The 19,791-nt window shown below is 47.9% G+C and carries 11 protein-coding genes; 8 read left to right on the forward strand and 3 right to left on the reverse strand.

Annotation, left to right across the window (positions count from 1 at the left end; genetic code table 11):
• Positions 1–489: 489 nt before the first annotated feature.
• Positions 490–951 carry a hypothetical protein gene (locus tag BLR09_RS24905; protein WP_093209211.1) on the reverse strand — a complete coding sequence of 154 codons (462 nt, stop codon included), beginning with the start codon at positions 949–951 and terminating at the stop codon, positions 490–492.
• A 316-nt stretch (positions 952–1,267) separates the two neighbouring features.
• Here BLR09_RS24905 and BLR09_RS24910 point away from each other — a divergent pair, with 316 nt between their 5' ends.
• Together BLR09_RS24910 and BLR09_RS25820 are read left to right on the forward strand one after the other, a co-directional pair.
• Complete coding sequence (locus BLR09_RS24910) at positions 1,268–1,828, forward strand: helix-turn-helix domain-containing protein (protein ID WP_093209213.1); 561 nt, start codon at positions 1,268–1,270, stop codon at positions 1,826–1,828.
• A gap of 1,698 nt (positions 1,829–3,526) precedes the next feature.
• Complete coding sequence (locus tag BLR09_RS25820) at positions 3,527–4,444, forward strand: glycoside hydrolase family 130 protein (protein ID WP_245690017.1); 918 nt, start codon at positions 3,527–3,529, stop codon at positions 4,442–4,444.
• Here BLR09_RS25820 and BLR09_RS24925 read toward each other — a convergent pair whose 3' ends face one another.
• Positions 4,445–6,787, reverse strand: coding sequence for a glycosyltransferase (locus tag BLR09_RS24925; RefSeq protein WP_093209221.1), 2,343 nt, complete (start codon positions 6,785–6,787; stop codon positions 4,445–4,447).
• Between the two features lie 776 nt (positions 6,788–7,563).
• Positions 7,564–12,861 (reverse strand): SdrD B-like domain-containing protein, encoded by a 5,298-nt coding sequence (locus BLR09_RS24930; RefSeq protein ID WP_218126717.1) that lies wholly within the window; start codon positions 12,859–12,861, stop codon positions 7,564–7,566.
• Between the two features lie 1,063 nt (positions 12,862–13,924).
• Between BLR09_RS24930 and BLR09_RS24935 the strand changes: the two genes are divergently transcribed.
• From BLR09_RS24935 to BLR09_RS24960, 6 genes are all read left to right on the forward strand, one after another.
• Entirely contained in the window at positions 13,925–14,584 is a 660-nt protein-coding gene (locus tag BLR09_RS24935; RefSeq protein ID WP_093209226.1) for a response regulator transcription factor, read from the forward strand.
• Positions 14,581–16,551, forward strand: a complete 1,971-nt coding sequence (locus BLR09_RS24940; protein ID WP_093209228.1) for a sensor histidine kinase — start codon at positions 14,581–14,583, stop codon at positions 16,549–16,551. The genes BLR09_RS24935 and BLR09_RS24940 overlap by 4 nt, the downstream gene beginning before the upstream one ends.
• Positions 16,552–16,766: 215 nt before the next feature.
• A complete protein-coding gene (locus BLR09_RS24945; protein WP_218126718.1) occupies positions 16,767–17,906 on the forward strand; it encodes a sensor histidine kinase in 1,140 nt (379 codons plus the stop codon).
• Complete coding sequence (locus BLR09_RS24950; RefSeq protein WP_093209231.1) at positions 17,903–18,685, forward strand: LytR/AlgR family response regulator transcription factor; 783 nt, start codon at positions 17,903–17,905, stop codon at positions 18,683–18,685. Before BLR09_RS24945 ends, BLR09_RS24950 begins: the two co-directional genes overlap by 4 nt.
• A 101-nt stretch (positions 18,686–18,786) precedes the next feature.
• Positions 18,787–19,185 carry a hypothetical protein gene (locus BLR09_RS24955; RefSeq protein ID WP_093209233.1) on the forward strand — a complete coding sequence of 133 codons (399 nt, stop codon included), beginning with the start codon at positions 18,787–18,789 and terminating at the stop codon, positions 19,183–19,185.
• A gap of 7 nt (positions 19,186–19,192) precedes the next feature.
• On the forward strand, positions 19,193–19,791 hold a 599-nt coding region (locus tag BLR09_RS24960; RefSeq protein ID WP_218126719.1), incomplete at its 3' end, for a dienelactone hydrolase family protein.

Here is a 19,791-nt window from a genome sequence, read left to right on the forward strand (position 1 = left end):
ATATCTAGTACGATGGAATGGCGATACCAGTGTTCGCCACCCGTAATATGTGCAAGGCCTTCTCTTTTTCAGTTTCATCGCTTTCATGATTTTGTTTCATTTAGTTACAATGTCCTTCGTGGAGAAGGAGGCAGTCAACCTGAATATGCGGAGTTTCTCCACAATAAAACCACGAGATTTCGCAATCGGAGGAGAGAGCTATTCATTCGGGGAAGAGAACTCGGTATGCTTTAACAGGCGGAAGTGCGCAATTTACGATGAAGAAGTAGAGATCTGCTTTCAACACCAACCAGCGAGGAAATCAGAATGTTAGTTAACTGCTTCCGGTTTCATATTTTTTAGCATAACTATATGCCATTGCCAGGAGTCTGCTATTCAAAATAGGACAATCAGTGCATTTTCAATTTACATTCATTTAACTAGTTTTTTACTTCAATAAGATTGCTTTTTGTAACAATAAGCAAAAATAGAATCTGAATTTATCATCTTTCAATATTCATCTTTCTTATCTCTTCCAAAATATTTAATAGCCTCCTCTAATTCAAATAAGTCGTAATTAAATTCTCTTTTAAAGGAAAACCACACATCTGTCTTTGTTTTTGCAGACGCCTTTATTTTCAATTGAAGTTCGTCGTTTTTCTCCTCCAGCGCGAGCACCTCTCTATCGTATCTTTCTTTTGAGTATCTGAAATTCTTCAATCTGTTCTTCTTAAGCTGGCCAATTTTCAGCTTATTGTCATTTATTTTCATTTCCGATTCTCTCAGGAATCTGCGAAAATCTTCCGCTGAATCTATTTTCGCCATTCCAAGGTCAGCCCTGGCATCCACAAGATCCTTTTCCATACTAGATACATCTTTTCTAGCTTTTGCTGTCTCCCTCTTTTCCTGCGCAGCTACCGTAAACGAATAGCTTAGCAAAAGGCCTGCAATGACAAATTTTAAAATTTTCATAAAAATTATTTTTCGTGAAGACAAATCACCTTATATTCATCTTTGGATCTGTTACATAAATTTCCGACATTCTTACATAAACCACTGGTCTGCAAATTTTGCCGCCTCAGAGGTATTAAGTGCTCCTGTCGCGAGGTAAGTACTTCAAAACTTACTCAGATCATTGCCCTCCCCTACGGAAATCCTTATATTGAGGGAATGTGCCAGGCATTCATACCGTGCATGACATACCTGCCCCGATTCGATTTCTGTCGTTTTTCTGTTCCCTCGCTTTCCGGAGCGCTCTCACCCGCCAATTTTCAATGTATCCCGGGATATGAAGCTGTACATCAAATACATGGTCAGCTTACGTTGTAAGATGATCGTCAAGGAAGAGCTGAGGAAACTGGGTCTGCAGGCCGTGAGTATCGATTTGGGGATGGCTGAAGTACCGGAGCAGATACCTGACGAAGTACTGCGCCAACTGGCCCGGAATCTCCTGAACTCAGGCCTGGAGCTGCTCGACGACAAAAAGACCATTCTGATTGAGCGAGTTAAAAACCTGATCGTTGAAACCATTCATCACAGCAACGAATTACCAAGCGTCAATTTTTCCGATTTTATCGCCGAAAAACTGGGATATGACTATACGTATCTTTCCAATCTGTTTTCAACGGTAAAAGGAATCACGATTCAACAGTTTATTATCATTCACAAAATCGAGCGAGTGAAAGAATTATTGCTTTATGACGAGCTGAATATCAGCGAAATTTCCTACAAACTTGGTTACAGCAGCGTAGCTCATCTTTCCAATCAATTCAAGAAAATTACGGGACTGACTCCTTCTTACTTTAAGAAAATAAAAAAAATGAGAACCGTCAATCTTGAGAATATGTGATATGTGTAAATGCAATCTATCCGAATGTAAATTTTTTTGTTGAATATTCCCCAACTTGCACAGCTCAAAATAGAGAGGTTGACCATCATGAAATCAGACCACTCCTGAAACGGGAAATTCAATGGGTAATAGATGCTCATTTTTATCATTCTTGTATGACGCTCAAAACGACAACCAATAATACATAAGTCATCAACTTTCAATTCATTATTTTATCTGTCCATTTCGAGTTCAGTAAGGTATCAGGTTTTCTACCTGATACTTTATTTAGTAATTGTCTATTTTCATTTCGGAAATATTTCTTATATCGTAGAAAACTCGGAACTCGAAAAATCGAAGATATTTATCATAGTTGATAATTCTGGGATACATTCCCAATTCGGTTGTTATCAAGACAATACTTCGAAAAAACCACAGGAAATGTAAGTGTCGTTTCATTCAACTGAGGAGAAGCTCTAACAGAAAAACTTCTCCTTTTGATACATTCATACAGGTTATTGAAGGTTCGAAGGAATACAAACGACGAATGAGCTTCGATGAAAAAGACACCTACTTTGACACTTTTTCAACCTGCTATCATGCGCACCGGAACGAATTATGGGGTAATCCGCTCTTTGCGAGCAGACAGGAAGCGATCAGCTCCTCTGTTCTCTTCCAGTCTTCCTCTTAATGGGGCGATACACCTCTATCGTTCTCATTTTTAACGAACTAAGAATCAGTCTCACTAAAAACTAATGAAAAAGGGTATCGCCGACCACCAACACAACTACCAGGAAGGCCAAGTGGTGTATGCACTTGAACATCCCGAAATCGCACTCATTATCCGAAGATACATTGATCGGATTTATTACTGTCAATTTCAAAAAGATCCCGTTCAAAAAGACGTCGTTTATTTTGGGAACGAGTTATTTTCTTTAGACGATGAATAGTTTTTTATCATTCTTTTCACTTCTTATTTAAAAACATGGACACAGGAAAAAATTCTCAGAAGAAAAACGTCAAGAAACAGGCGGAGAAAACACTGAAAGAAAAAAGAGCAGATAAGAAATCAAAAAAAGAAGATAAGAAGAGAGAGAGCTAGTATTTATTCCGACAATTTCCATCCTTCTTTCCATATGTTTCATGCCCCTTCGCATAATTCGCAAGAAAGTTGCCTTTAAACCTGACGCCAGTCGCGTAATTGCCTATTTTTTCTTTGCCGACAGGGAAAGAGGCACACAGGTCATCGGGCAGATCCTGGCCCTGACAGATCGACAACAACGAGAGCTACTCAGCGATGTATTAAGAAAGTACACCAAAAGGCATCGAAACATTCTCAAAATATTCGAACGTCATTTCCACAAATTGCTGGACAATATCGATCCGTCTTCTCATCCTTTCACGCATCTGGCATTTTTCCAGAAAATATTAATCGGCTCGTATTTTACGAAGGAGTATTCCATTGAATCCGCTGCTTTTTTTAATCCCTCTGTTGTAGAAGCCCCTTATCAGTACGGGTTAAAAACCGACCAAAAGAGGCTTATCCTCAGTTTCAGAGCTACCGGAGAAGGCCACATTTCGTCCATTGTCTTTCGGTCTGCTGTTATTAATCAACAGGGGAAGCTGAGTGTAGAGCCGGCAGGGCGGTTGCTCGACACGCCGGATCATGTGCAAAAGCACCTTTATCGGAAGGATTCATTTCTGGAGAAACTATCCGAGATGCAGAGTTTTGAAAACAAGGCATTTGATCGCATTCATGCCAAACTTCCCTCGTCCTTTACCTATGAAGAATTAAAGCGATATGTCAGAGAAACGGAGTCAGAGATCGACATGACGCCTGAGTGTCAGACTTCCCTGCAGGAAACCATGTGGCTGGCATCCTCTCATTACGAGATTGACTTTTCCCTCGACACGGATATTTCGGAGCGCGTTATTTTTCCGATTGCAGACATAGAAGTGAAAGGTATCGAGGATGCCCGGTTTGTCCGGTTTGTTGACGACAACGGGGAGATTGTTTATTTCGCCACCTATACGGCTTACGACGGTGTCTCGATCCTTCCCCGTCTGCTGAGAACCACCGATTTTTACCATTTTACCTTCCTGCCGATTTATGGGGAAATAGCCAGAAACAAAGGGATGGCGCTTTTCCCCCGTAAAATCAATGGAAAATACGCCATGCTCTGCCGGATTGACGGAGTAAATAATTTCATCGCCTTTTCAGAAAATGTCAACATCTGGAGAAGCGCGACGATGATCCAATCCCCTAAATACCCGTGGGAGTTTGTTCAGATCGGAAATTGCGGATCTCCCCTGGAAACCCACGCCGGGTGGCTGGTTATCACACACGGCGTGGGCCCTATGCGGGAGTATGTTCTGAGTGCCTCTCTGTTTCAGCTGGAGCACCCTGAACAGGAAATAGGACGGATGAAACTTCCCTTGCTGGCTTCGAACAAGAAGGAACGGGAAGGCGCAGTCCCGAACGTGGTTTACTCCTGCGGAGCTATTATTCACCTTACCAAACTGATCATTCCCTATGCCATGTCCGATTATGCTTCTACTTATGCCATTATGGATCTGGAAGAGTTATTATCGGAATTGATTGCTTCACATGCGGACCTGTTATCGCCAGCGGCGTAGCTACAGACTGGCGATACCGTTTGGATGTATGGACTCCTCTATTCCGTCGCGTCCGCCGGACAAGATCGTTTCCAACGTTCCTTCCGTTCTGTTTTGATATTCTTCAATAACGAGCCGGGCCATCAGGCAACTCACCGTTGATTCGGCCCCCTGATTCAAATTCACCTGCGTTTCCTCAAGACCATCATAGCACCCGCCGGTGCAAGGGTTATAAATGATCTGATTCAGGCGATTTTTACCCAAAAACCAGGCAAAGGCTTCGTTCATCCGCATAAAATAACGCTCTTCGGCAAATGTCTCTCCAAACAGGGATAGGGCTAAGATGGTATAAGCGACGTCAATGGGCTGCTCACCAAAACCCGTCACCTCTTCTCCTTTCTTCAACCACTGCTGATTGGGAATGACGTTGATTCCCTCCCCTCCGAAGGTGCGACCAAGTAAAAAATCGAAGGATTCTATGGCAATCTGCCGGTAGCTCTCCCTGCCGGTCTGAAGGTAGGCACAAAGCATGGCCTCGGGCAAAACGCTGTTTCCGTACGTCAGGTAACTTTCGTACCATGACCACTTTGTTTCTGCTTCATGCAAATACATTCTTTCCATTCTTTGAGCGAGTAATTCAAGCATTTCCTCATACTCCTCCGAATGATTTTCAGTGAGGAAATGGTAAAACCCCTTGATGGCAAATGCCATTGCACGGGTCGAATGGACATCTGTCCAATAGCTGGCAGCCTTTCGGAAGATTTTGTCGGCGCGGCCTGAATAGACCTGAGGAAGAATTCCGTGTCTCGACAATAGAAATCCGAGCGCCCATAACGCGCGGCCGTTGGCATCATCCAGATTGCATTCGTCGTTCTGAGAGGTGAATACCCCTGCTTCATCCACATAATTTAGAAAGCTCCCGTCATCTTGCTGGCAGGTCTCCATAAAATTCAGATACACGCCAAGCAGTGGTAAGTCGGTGTCGTCACCAGTCAATTCATAGTGCATGCAAATAGCAATCAGCGCCCGGGCATTGTCATCCAGCGTATAGCCTGTACTTAAGTCAGGTTTGTTGGCTTTTGAAAATTGTATCATGCCGGACTCCGTCGTCAGGTACCGAAGGTGATGAAGCTCAATCGGCGGCAGATCAAACTTCAGCCTGGGAACAGATTTCAGGGTTTTCGCAAATAGCCTTGCATAGGCAATTGCTACATTTTCCCAGGCTGTCGGCACCATTTTCTGAAGGGCTCTCAGACCTATTGAGATCCTTGCTTCTTTACGAGCCAAAAGCGGAATGGCTTCTCCCGCCAGTTGAACCGGATCCCGGAACGCCGAAATCACGCCTGCCTCCTGGCTGAGAACTTCCAGTGCGTGTGGAATAGGTGTCGAAATAATCGCACATCCGCAACTCATGGCGTAGGAAAACGTGCCGCTTACGGACTGACCGGGGTCCAATGATGTAAACAGGTAAATATCTGTTAACTGCAGGTATTCCAGCAGTACCGGAAGCGACAGATAGGCATTAATAAAGCGAACGTACTCTCCAATACCGAGGACTCTGACCATTTCCCGGAGCTCTTCCCGGTACTTCTCCCCGTTTTCAAGCACGACTCCGGGATGCGTTTTGCCGATGACGAGGAAACAGACCTCAGGATGAACACGGATGATCGCCGGCAAGGCCTGCAGGGTTGTTTCAATCCCCTTGCCCGGTCCGAGCAGGCCAAACGTCGACAGTACCTTCTTTCCCCTCAATCCATATTTTTGTTTCAATGAATCCGGATTCCGGTGCCTGACAAGGTGGGTTCCATGCGGAATGATCTCTACTTTTTCCGGTTCGATGCCATACACATCAGCCAGGAGCTGGGCAGAATGATGGGTCATGACGACTACCCAATCCGACAGCATGGCCATTTTTCGGACCTGTGCGGCTATGCGTACATCCGGATCAGCTAATATGGTATGAAAAACGAGGATAACCGGCTTGGAAATCAACTCAAGCAAGGTGATAAAATCAGACTCCCCTGACGGCAGGAAAAACCCAAATTCATGCTGAACCACCACAAGCTCAATATGGGGATCCGCGTTGATCGCCCGGGCAATACTAGAGTATTGCCCTGATTTTGAAGTGTTTAATCTAAACTTTACTTCCGCAGGGTACCCGGACAACGGCAAATTCGTTTCGAGTGCACCTATTTTAAGTGAAAAGGCCCGGCTGAATTTCCGCTCAATTGCTTTGAGCAAATCCTGGGAAAAAGTAGCGATACCACATTCGCGCGGCGGATAGGAGGAAAGAATCAGGACCTCGGGCCGGGAATCGGTGGAAAGCTCGGATGATTGCCAAAATGGAGACGAGACTTCATGCATAGCGGGTGGATAGAACGAAGTTCTGTTGAAGATAAAAAAGACTGACGCACCTGGCCGGCCATTGTTGAAAGCGTCGGCGGTCGTTCCTGTGGTTTGACGGGGATAGGAAAGCATCCTCCAGGAACACACGAAGAAGCACCACCGCCTGAGCCGACGATACGTGACACACAGAAAATACTAGCTGATTCTGATATTCCTAAATGCCGCCGGGAAGAGGCCGGCATTATCGTTTGAAGTTTCCTTCTCCTACGAGAAGATTCATCTGCACAAACCCATCTGTTCTGCGGGAAAGCCCCTGCGGGGTGACTGGTACTATTGGACGGAGATTATCCGTTCATCAACGCCTTCAGCATAGCATAAAGATACCTCCTTTTACTGTAGATCCGCTGAATGGCCTCGTTTTAATTACATACAGACTAAATGATCGTTTTGGCGGCTGGGATTTTCAACCATTTTCGGTGTCCGGTCAGGTAGCGGGAGCCGTAATTCCGACCCAAATCGTCCTATTGTTTTATTTCAACCTCGTTCCCTCTTGTTCAGGCGCACGAGGAAACCGTTGACAGGGTAAGCAAATGATCGAGCGGAATTTTCAAAGCAGGAAAGGGACCGAATTAGGCCAAAAAAAAGAGCCCTAAAATAGGGCTCTTTTTCAACAAACCTTTCAACTGAATCTACTTCAGTAACCGCACCTGTATGCGTATTCAATTGCGTGGGTTGGAAAAAGACCGATATGCTGGAACTCTTCTTCCGAACGAGCAGCTCCGGTTATCACTTAATTATTTGTTGATAACCAGCTTGCCACTGAACTCCTGCCCCTCTTCTGTTTCTCCTTTAAGCAGATAAAATCCACCCGGCAGGTTTCCAACAAGCAGTTTTTCGCCGGAAAGGATATTCGAGAAAACACCGACTACCTCACCCCTGCCATCATAAATAGTCACTTTTTTCAATCGTTTCTGACCGGTGAACTGCACCGATTCCGCAGCCGGATTGGGGTAAAAACGAATAAGCTCCCGGCAATCGGTTACGAACGAAAGAATACGGCTAAGGCTCGCTGTTCCGTCTAGATCCACCATTCTCAGACGGTAATACGCCGTTCCGTTCGTTTGAGCCGGCCGGAATGTGTATCGGCTGTTGCTACCGGCGGCGGCAACGCGCCCTGCAACCTCAAAGGCCTCCCCGTTTGGACTGTAAAGAATTTCGTAATGGCTGAAGCTCTTTTCTTCCGCGACGGTCCAAAAGAGTTCGACTGCACATTGATTGCTTCTTCCGGTGAAGCTTATAAGCGTAACAGGAAGCGGAGTATTGGAATGGATCCCCGCATCTACATCCGGTAAATACTGATTGTAGCTTAGAGTCACTGATCTGGAGCGACCGGTATTCACATTTACATCACTGTCAACACCGCTTCCGGCACCGTTGCTCCCCGCGTCAGCTCCCTGCATGGTAAAGACATATCCTCCCGGAAGATTTGTGAAGCCCACTTCGTAGGTGTAAAGTTGACCAAACGGATCGTACGCGTCGAGATTATCAAAGAGGTAATTTCCATTCTGATCCGTGACGGTCTGCGTCAGTAGCACACCGTTCCGGTATAGTGTAACGGATACCCCCGAAACCCCGGGTTCACCGGCGTCCTGAGTACCATCCCGATCTGTGTCGTCCCAAACACGATCACCCAGCGACGATTTCTGACATTGATTTACGGTCAAAGTGGCGAAACTGCTCTCCTGTCTTACACCGCAGGATGTGGTCGTCACGACAATCCTGAATCGCACTCCGTTGAGCGTGGTGTTGTCACTAATGTGAAGAGTCAGCGTGTGGGCCCCGCTGTACAACCCGCCGTCGGAAATATCTTCCCAGGCTGTGGCAGAACTGTTAAGCTTTTGCCATTGATACTGGTAGCTGAACCCGTCTGAAACGCTTGCAGTAAACGTAACGGGGCTGTTCGGGCAGCCCGCGACACTTTCCGGCCCGGCGGTGATGTAGTTCCCATCCAGGTAGTCTACTGTTACCGTTCCTGACGATTGAGAAGAACATCCCGTTGCCTGATCTGTCACTGACAACGTGTAGGTCCGGGTTGAATTCGCTGCTACTGTCGGAGCCAGAATATACGGGTTGCTGAGGTCAGTGGCCGGACTCCAGGAGTAGCTGTAATTGCCTGATGTCGGCGAAATCGAAGCCGCCAACGTTAGAGGCGTCGCCAGACAGGCGGCCACATTCGGAACGCTGACAACGGGAGCGGACGTCGGAAGCACCGTTACGCGGTACTCACCGGATGCCACGCATCCGGTCGCAATGCTGGTTACCTTGCGAACATACGAATACAAACCAGGGGTTGACAGCGTAATCTGCGGGTTACTTTCGAAGGGGCTGCTGAGCCCCGTTGACGGAACCCATTCATAATTATACCCCGGCGCCGCGACCGTACCAATCACACCTGTTCCACCGAGGCACACTGTAGCGGAGCCAGACGCGGCCGTGACAGGAGCAGCTACGGTGATGGTCACCTGATCCGCATTTGTGCATCCGTTGACCGTCTGCGTTGCGGTGAAGGTATATGTTCCGGCAGGCGCAGTCCCATTGCCGTTGAACGTGACGACGGGGCCGCTCAGACTGCTTAAATAGGTCGTCCCGGGACCGCTCCATGTTGCAGAAGCATCGTTACCGGGGCTTCCCAATTGCGTAGAAGAACCGTAGCAGATAGTTCGGTCTGATCCGGCGTTTGGCGCTGAAGAGGGAATTACTTTTACGTGTGCCGATCCCACGCAGCCATTGGTATACGTGACGGTCAACGTGTATTCAGTCGGCACAGTGACCGTTGTCGTAGGATTCGCCAATGTCGCGTTATTCAAACCCGTTGCAGGAGTCCAGGAATAGGAAGATACACCGGTCGTCGGCGCACCACTCCCAATCGCAACCGGACCGGCCGACGGGCAGTAAACAATGTCAGGCCCCAGATTAATACCCGGATTAAATGCACTTACTGTAACCTGGTCTATTGCAGTTGCCGAACAACTTCCGGGGAATGTAGCCGTTACGGTGTACGTCACGGAAGATCCGGCACCCCCAACCGTCGCCAACGGCTGAGCAATCGCAGGGTTGTCAAGGCCAGTCGCAGGAGACCAGCTGTAGGTCACCCCCGGGAGAGCCGGAGAGCCTATCCGGACACTCGATCCGGGGCAGGCATCCGTAATATCCGCCGCGTTTGTAATGGTGGGACTGTTCGTCACCGTGACAGTCGAATTGGCTGTCGCAGTACATCCGGAAGGATTGGTCACGGTAACCGAGAAGGTTGTGTTGGTTGTCACCAATACTTCCGGTTGCGCTGAAGAAGGTCCGGTGCCATTTTGCCACGCGGCAACGGCGGGCGTCCAACTGTAGCTCCACCTGCCGCTGCTGGGATCAGGCGCTCCCAGCTTAATGAGTGCATTTTCGCAAACGATCCAGTTGTCCTGCGGAGCCACGACGGTTTCCAGGGAAACATTTACTGAACCTGTCGTGAAACACCCGAACGGGTTTCCAGGGTTGGTATCTTCTACCTTTACCTGATAGACACCTGCTGTTTCAGCAGCTACGGTAAGCGAAGGTGAAGACGAGGAACTGGCAAACCCTCCCGGTCCCGTCCATGAATAGACGTACCCGCTGACTGTGGGTGAGCCGATTGTTACGGTGGTTCCGGCACACGCCGCCACGTCGGGAGCGGAAAATACCGGATAGCTCGCAGCCGGTGGATTCACCACCTTCGAGATACTACAGGCATCCATTGGATTGGAAACGCGTGACTTGGTCAGCGTGTACGTCCGGTTGACACCATCCAGGAGGTAGACAATCGGGCCGGTAGTTGCCGACAATCCTGCGGCCGGGCTCCATGTGTAAACAAATTCGTCACTACCTCCGGCGTCAGCGATGAGCCGGAGCGGCTTTCCGTTATACACGAGGCAATTGCCTCCCTCAGCTATGAAATCTACCCCGCAATTGCCGCAGATAGGCACCACAACGGTGTCTCTGCAGGTTGTTCCGCCATGGCTCACTGCCAACTCGTAAACATCAGCGCCCGAAGCAGTACCGGAAACCGGCACCCGGGGCAGATTGGTGGCGCCGGTAAAATTTCCGGAGCCGTTGGAAAGGCCCATACGCACCCAGCTGTAGCTTTCATTTACGTTGGGGGTCAGGTCTACAGTTCCGATCAGACGCGGCCCGCATCCATCCAGTCCGGCATCTGCGCGGATGACGGTTGCAATCACGTCATCCGTATACGTACAAGTGCCGTCTGTCGCCGTAACCGTGTAACGAATAGGATCTACAATTGGAGGGAAGACTGTTCCGGGATTAAAAGTGACCTGAGCTGCATTGTTTTGCTGGAGATAGATACCGGGAGACCAGGTATACGTAAATCCAGGTTGGCCGACCGTTCCCAAAATTGCCGTAGTTCCGGAACAGATCGTTTTATCAGGACCGGCAAATCCGGCAGCCGGGGCTGCCGCAACGCTTACTACGACCTGATCCGTTACCGAGCAGGGCTGTCCGTCGCTGTTGGTATAAGTCACCGTAAGCGTGTAGGTAGTAGGTGCCGTCGGTGAAGCCAGTGGCCGGGCTATACCGGGATTATCCAAACCGGTTGCCGGCGTCCAGGTATAAGTAACGGCTCCAAAGCCCAGCAGGGGATCTTTTCCGATTCTAACCCCTTGCCCACCGGGGCAAAGCGACACATCAGGCCCGGCCAGCGCCGAAGGTGGAATATTGACAATAGCCTGATCGGTTTTTCGGCAACCGGCAGCATCGGTGACGGTCAATGTAAGAACGGACGAAGCAGAGAGCGTTGCGATCGGGTTCGCTTTCGCAGCATCGTCAAGCAGTCCGGCATTATCCCAGGCATACGTATAGGGAGCGGTTCCGCCGGATGCCGGAGGCGTATGCCCCAACGCGATGGGAGAACCTGCGCAGGTTGCATATGGCCCGCCCATCGTCAAACCAGGGGCCTGACGCGCATCAATCGTAACCACCGCGGTATTACTGGTGTCCGCGTGACATTCCCAGCGGGCGATGCGCCTGTAGTACAGCGTATTCGCCGACGGCTCGGGAAGGTAGTCCTTATTAACGCCGACGCTCAGGTCGCTCCACCCGTCAACGCCATTGCTGCTCCGTTGCCACTGGTACGTAATGTGATCGGGGTATAGATTATCGTCGTCGGTACCGGTAATTACCGTCGGCGTACCAAGTATACATGCTGTTTGAGTCGCCGGACTGATGTTGTTCTGAACGGTTTCGGTTGAATAGGCGCAGCCCAGTTTGAAGACCCAGATATCATTTTTCCCTTTGGATGGGACAACCTTATCTCTTCCGACCGGAGCATCGCTGGCTACTGCCATGATCACTCCTCCGTCAGGTTCGGCAAGCAATGATCCAGACCTAGCATTATAGTTATCATTATTACCGACTGTCTTGTCCCAAATTTTTGTACCGGAGGCTGCTAGCTTCACGATCCACCAGTCGCTCGAAGTAGGCGAAGGATCTGTTTTGTCTCCACTAATACCGCCATAAGACCGACCTCCGATGAAATAACTCCCATCGCTGGCCTGAGCCAGGCATGTGGGATCGTCATACCCTGTTGTGCCATAGGCGACATCCCATTGGATATTACCGGCACCATCCAATTTCACCAACCAATAGTCCAGACTTCCTCCTCCGGCCGCTGTGCGATCTTTACCCGTAGACGACGAACCCGCAAGTACCGCAAAACCCCCATCTTTTGTGGCCAGTAAATCGGTAAATTCAACACCCGAAACATCACCAATACTCTTATCCCACAACTTGTTTCCAAATTCATCGATACGTACCAGCCAGATATCTTTACTCCCCTTGCCGGGTCCAGTGCGCTCCAGGTTTTGATTATCGGTCGTACACCCTAACAAATATCCTCCTGTTGAAACAGATACAATCCGGTGCCAATACGTTGGAAGATTGTTGCCAATCTTCTTCTCCCAAACTTTTTGTCCGCTGCCATTTACCTTTACGAGCCAAAACGACCCGTCTTTGTCTCCTCCCAGCAGAAACCCGCCGTCCGGAGTTGGAGTCACGCAATCAAAAAACGCTGAAGACGATGACTCGCCCACTCGCAGATCCCACAACTTATTTCCGTTCCCATCCACCCGAACCATCCATCCATTATAAGATCCATCATTTACTATCTGACCTGGATCCGACATATCTCCCGCCTCGAAATTTCCGAGGTCTGCGTAGTCTTTGTACACAAAGCCAACAACAAGTCCGCCCCCATCCGTCGTCGGCACCATGTCTGATGCGCTTTCGTACCAACTCGATCCATAGGCACGACTCCAAATTTTCTGCCCTGTCGGACCGGCTTTTACGAGGAAAAAATCGTTGGGAAAATTGTGACCGTTATCAGGCACATCCCCATCATTGCTCCGGCTCGCGCCTATGGCGAAGAAATGGCCATCTGTCGATCTTATTATGGAACCCTCCAATTCGTACTCCGATCCTCCGTACACCTTTTGCCATTGAACGGACGGAAACACCTGCCCCCAAAGAGGCACAGACGTAGTCGCCAATGCCACACAGATCAGCATCATGGGAACATTGACACTCAACAGCTTTGTCCGAAACCGGAAAATCCACCCGAGGCGTCTCGTCCACGGTATGTAAAAAACAGGCTGACCTGCGGCCGACATGTGAGGTAAAAAAGATTTAGCCATAAAGATGTGTATGGGTAAGTTTCCGGTTGAATTGTTATGGTGAGAGAATGCCACTCGAACTGGATCGGGTGATTCCCGATGGTCGGGAAATAGCATCAGAACATCTCAAGGCTGCAAGTTTGGCAGCGCGGAAAGAAAACGCGGCCTCTGTTATTCAAAAGAACATGTTTATGCTACATCCGAATGCCAAAAGAGCATCAAAGTGCGCATCGAACTTTGGCTGAAAGAATCAAGAGACAGCTTCATGCATGGATCAAACACAGAAGAAGCTGTAGCGGACTTAAGAGCAACGTTACCTGAATAGCAAGACTAGTATACAGAAACTATACACGTTTAAAATCACATTATTTCACGCACACGTTATTTGCAGGACTATTTCATTGTATTTTAGCCATAAAATACCCCCATCCCTTTCAACTTTATTTCGATGATAGATTTCTCCTCATTTGAACAACTACCCACAAAGGGAATCGCGGTTATCCTGGACGACCATTCACTTTTCGCTGAATCCTTTTCCGTCTTTTTGGAAAAAACAGGTATTTTCAAAAGCGTATTCGTCTTTACAGACGATTCCAAAGCGAATTCGTTTCTACTTCGATTGTCGGGTAATATGCATGTTTTTGTTTTCCTTGATTATTATCTTAAAGAGAAAACAGGCCTTCCTCTGATTAGCGAATTCAAACGCATATACAAACCTCTCTCGCTTATTATTATCAGCAGCATGACCAACCCCATGTTGATTGAACACGTCATGATTCATCCCATTGACGGCTTTCTTGGCAAGTCATCCGAGGCCTCAGAGATTATTCAATGCATAAAAATGATTTGTCAGCAGGGACGCTACGTGTCCCCCCGGATTGAAGAAATGAGACTGGAAAGAAATCAACCGGGCACTATTCCCTTCACGGACCGGGAGATTGAAATACTCGGCTATTTCGCGGAAGGGTTGAGCGTCATCAGGACGGCCGAAAAAATGAATCTCAGCAGCCATACGATCGTCTCCCACCGACGACGCATGATGGCTAAGGCAAAAGTCAAAAGTATTACTGAACTTCTGTGGTTTGCGCGAAAACTCGATTTGATATGATGACTTCCAGGCAAAGCAATATGCTCGTGCTGGCCATTCTGCTGCTCGTCACACCTTGCAGTTATAGTCAGCAACCCGTCCATACTCACTCCCGCAACTTTCAGTTGCTATATGCCAATCGAAAGAGCGACGTCCAGTTTTTGGATTCGGCGAATACATTACTAAAGTCTTTATATTCAAAAGGGATATTCTTCCCAAAGGACACACTAATACAAATACTTAAGCCCTATAAAGAACTCGCGTGGAGCGGCAATGCGACTTTTCTTCCATACAGAACCTACTACTTCGACCATCTCGCCAATAATGCCAAAATGCGAAATAAGCTCGGCGAAGCTATCTATTTCTTCGAGAAAGTTGAACAGGAAAGAAAACTATCAGGAAATGCAGACGGGAAGGATGTTTTAATGCAAAAATGCTACCTGTACACTCAAAATATGCTGCTCGACAAAGCGGTACAGGAGTATGAGAAAGAACGCCATTATTTTGAAGGTCTTCCGGATAAGATCAGAAACGGAAAGGTAGACCGGCAACAGATCTCGAACGCTCTTTATACGTTGAGCCCCATTGCTTCCGCTTATTCTTACGCAAAAGATAGCGCAAAATGCGCATCTGTCATTCACCTTTCTCAGTCAATTCTTAGCGCTATCAACGCCAAATCAGGATTATCTGCGCATGACCTGCCATTATTCAAATTTATTCTACTGGGAATGAAATTTTATCATTATCGAAACCTCTCGAATGAAACCAAAGAAACACACAATAATTTAGAAAAAACGGGAAATTTGATAAAATCACTAGGTCCGGAATCTCAGCACCTCAAGCCCTTTTTTGAATTTAATCTGGCAACATGGTATCTCGATTATTTCACAGAGCATAAAAATGCTGACAGCGCGTCTTATTACCTGAATCAGCTTATAAAAATGCCGCCCGTTATGCCTGAAGAGGATTTCAATATTATGGTCGATTCGTACAGGCTAAAAATATGGAGTATTCGAAAGGGTGATTCCAAAACGACTGCTTTAATTGATCACCTTTTACAATCCAAAGACACACTTGCCAAACGAAAAAACGAAGAATTGTCAGATCTGCTTTACGCCTTTACCGATGCGGAATTCAATCGGGATGAGCTGGAAAAATCCCGGATTGACAAACAACGACGCACTATTTGGGCGCTGGCCGCTGTGTTTGCAACTACTCTGACCGGCATTCTTTTTTATTCGATCTCCCAGCGGTCAAAAAGAAAACTAAAACAAACGCTATCCACCCTGAACAGCACAACAAACCTTACAATAGCTGCGATGAAGGAAAGTCATCAGCAATCTCTAAAGGCCGAGCGTGAGCAATTTGCCCAGGATTTACACGACGGATTTTCCGCATCGGTGGCTGCTGCAAGCCATCAGGTACAAGCCCTTATCGCCGAAACCGACGACCCGGCACTTGCCAATAAACTTGAAACACTGGGGATCCGATTGCAGAACATCTATCAACATTCCAGAGCCAAAAGTCATTCCTGGTATCGCGATTCTCTGGTAAGGCAGCAAGCCTCCTTTACGGAGACTATTCGTTTCATCACAGACAGCGCACTTCCGGATTCGCAGTATAACAAGGATATCCAGCTCGAACCTGAGGCCGTCTCGCTTCTGAATTTCGAACAGCGCATTGTTCTTATCAGGACTACACAGGAGGCTCTTACCAACGTGCTAAAACATGCCAGAGCATCAGAGGTAACGATATTTCTCTTCCGTGCAGATGATCATATAATCTTTCAACTCAGCGATAACGGAGTCGGCCTAAGCCTAAGCGAGGATAAACTCAGAAGATTTCAGCATAAAACATCCGGACTTGGGTGGGCCTCCATGAAGTCGGGCATTGAAGAGGTTGGCGGAACGTTTTCAATAGCTTCTGAAGACGGGTTTACACTGACAATCGGCTTCCCTGTGAGAAATACGGAAGGCAAAACCGCGTAGTCTATATCTGTCGTCATACAGGTAAACTGCCGACGATGGACGATTCCGGCTCATCCCACATACTTTTTTTCATCTGAAAATTGCAGACTCGCCCATATACCTGGATCGAGGTGTGCACGTTCTACCTATAACTATACTTGGATGACGGGATGACGCCCCGTTATGGCTCAGCCAACAGTTACTGATTTAGCACAGTAACTCTCTGACTGATAAGGTTGCAGAGCATCAATACGTTTCAGGAAAACCAGAAGCTTCCCGTCATTTCAACCGCCATTTTTCCAGCTTCGCCGCTGGAGTTGGTTTATTTCAATCACGAAATCAATTCCTTTGCAGGCAGGATGAAAAACGAGGGGAAAATCTTTTTCTACAGTGCCTTACTGATCACACTGATTGTTAATGCCGCCAAACTCCTGGCGCTGCAGTCAGACGGCATCATTGCCAGATATTGGCAATTCAATACCTGGGAATACAGCTTTCAGTTCCTGTATAATTTTGCTTATTGTCTTATCCTGTTTCATCTGAATCTGGACAAAAGAAGCCCGCTGAACGGGATGCTGAAAGACCGGAAATGGATGAAACTTCTCCTGTGTAATGTGGTTTTTGTCTTCGCCGCGATCGTAATCGGGAGTAAAGTTCACACGGCGGGTTTTGGAGCGGCCCCGGTTCCCAGACTGATCGCCAGAGGTTATCTGGCGAGATTTCTGCTGAGCGGGGCGATGGTCGCGGTGATCATCCGTCTGGTCCTGTTAACACGCGAAAGCCGGCAAAAAGACCTCATTAACAGCCAGCTTAATTCAGCCTATCTGGCGGCGCGTCTGAAGGTTTTGCAGGAACAGCTTGATCCTCATTTCCTGTTCAATACCCTAAGCAGTCTGTCCGGTATCGTGCGTGAGAATCCGCAATTGGCCCAGCATTATATCCTGCATCTCTCGAAAGTGTACCGACATACCCTTGTTAAACCGGGAAATGAACTGGCACTCGTTTCCGAAGAGCTCAGCCATCTGGCTTCTTACGCAAAACTGGTAGAGATGCGGCTGGAAACTGCCTTCGAGCTCCACATCAATGTCAGCAGTGCAGTGCTTACTGCGAGACTTTTACATATATCCATCCAGCCTTTGGTTGAAAATGCGATTAAACACAACCGGGCTACCCCGGAACATCCGTTGATGGTAGAGATTTTCGACCAACAGGGTTGGCTGATTATCCGCAACAATATCCAGGCGGTCATCGGAGCCCCAGGCGGAACAGGTGTCGGATTGGCCAACCTGAATGAGAGGTTCAGGTTGAAGACGGGACGCGAAATTGAAATCCGGAGAACCGAAAACTGGTTCATTGTCAAGCTACCCCTGTTATGAGAACAGAACTTCGCGTCGTGATCATTGAAGATGAAGCTGCAACGGCGAGGAATCTGGTCTATGTCCTCAAAACAGTTGATCCGGATATCCAGGTTTTGGTTTCCTTAGCCAGCCTTTCGGACGCTGCGCACTGGTTTTCGCTGCATCCTGAAGGTGAATACGACCTTATTTTTTCGGATATACGGCTCAATGACGGACTTTCATTCGAACTATTTACGGCAAATACAATCCCGAAGCCGGTCATTTTTGTGACGGCCTATCACGATCATGCCATCGAAGCCTTCCGAAATAACGGCATTGACTATATCCTGAAGCCCTTTGATACCGATGAAATCAGCCGTGCTCTGGCTAAATACCATACCCTGCTCAACATCAGCCATCGGTCGAATTCTGCCAGCTACGGGAACGTGCAGCGGCAACTACAACAAGGCATCATCCGCTTCAAACGGTCCTTTCTGATTCATCACCGTGACAGGCTTATTCCCGTTGAAACAACGCAATTACAGTGGTTTTATACCAGCCATGATGTCGTACATGCCTGCACCTCGTCCGGGATGCAGTATATAATTCCCTTTACCCTTGAGCAACTGGAGGACCAGCTCGATCCGGATCAGTTTTTCCGGGCAAACAGGCAATGTATCGTGAATCGGCATTCCATCGGTTCGGTCGAGTATTTTTTCAACGGCCGTCTGTTGCTAAAGCTGCTTCCTCCACCACCGGAAACGATATTGGTAAGCAAAGCGAGAGCCATGCTTTTCAGAAAATGGATGGACCAATAAGCCGCTTCGCCCCCTGATTTTCCAGTCTCACCCGGTTTGCCGAGCGCAGGGCTGACCGATGATCTACATTTGGCCTGACGAAATCATTTTAAAATTCAATCATGATCAACAAAGCCAGAAAGCACGCTATAACGATCCTTACGGCGATGCTGTTTTCCATCGCATCGGCATCGGCACAGTCGCCCGTTTCCACCGGGAAAAGAACGCCGGAAGAGCGGGCCGGTATGCAAACAGAATGGATGAAAAGCCATCTCATACTGAGTCCGGTCCAGCAGCAGCAGGTTGAGGCACTCAACCTGAAATACGCCCGGAAAAATGATCCGATCCTTTTGAGCACCAGTGGAAAACTGAAAAAGTTCAGACAACTGAAAGCGCTGCAACATGAAAAAGATACCGAATTGAAGACGATTCTGGATCAGGTGCAATACAAGAAATACCAGGAACTAAGAGACCAGATGACGGAAACATTGAAGGCCAGAAGACATGCAAACCAGAATTAGCAAAACAATGTTGACGAACGCGCTATTCCTTCCGTTTTTTTTGCTTTTCCCGCTGGTATCCTGCAGTGAGCGCGATATTGAAAATACGCCGTCTCAAACGGACAATATTATCCAGGGTCCGATACAAAAGCCCGTATCAGGTTACGGATCAGACGGATCGTACGAAGTAGCGGAGATTACGTTTCCCAATCCGGAGTATGCCGGTACTCAGGTCAGCATTTTCTATCCGAAAGGGATCACTACTGCCCGGCCAACGATCTTTTTTTCGCATCCGTACGGCGGAGATAAAAAGGAATACAATCGTGGACTTTACGATTTTATCGCCCGAAAAGGATATGTCGTGGTATTCGTGCCGTATCGCACCATCGACATCAGCATCGATCACCGCTATCAGACACTTTGGGAAGGATTTTTGAAAGCCGCCGCTGATTATCCCCGGATTATTGACACCCGAAAGGTTGGTTTCATGGGGCATTCGTTTGGTGGCGGAGCCAGTATTGACCTGGCTTTTAAAGCGTTTACAGAAAAGGGATGGGGGCAGGACGGACGTTTCCTTTTTACGATGGCGCCATGGTACGTGTTCAATTGGGACAGTCCACTCACAAC

It is taken from the genome of Siphonobacter aquaeclarae, from assembly GCF_900103285.1.
GTDB classification, from domain to species: Bacteria; Bacteroidota; Bacteroidia; order Cytophagales; family Spirosomataceae; genus Siphonobacter; species Siphonobacter aquaeclarae.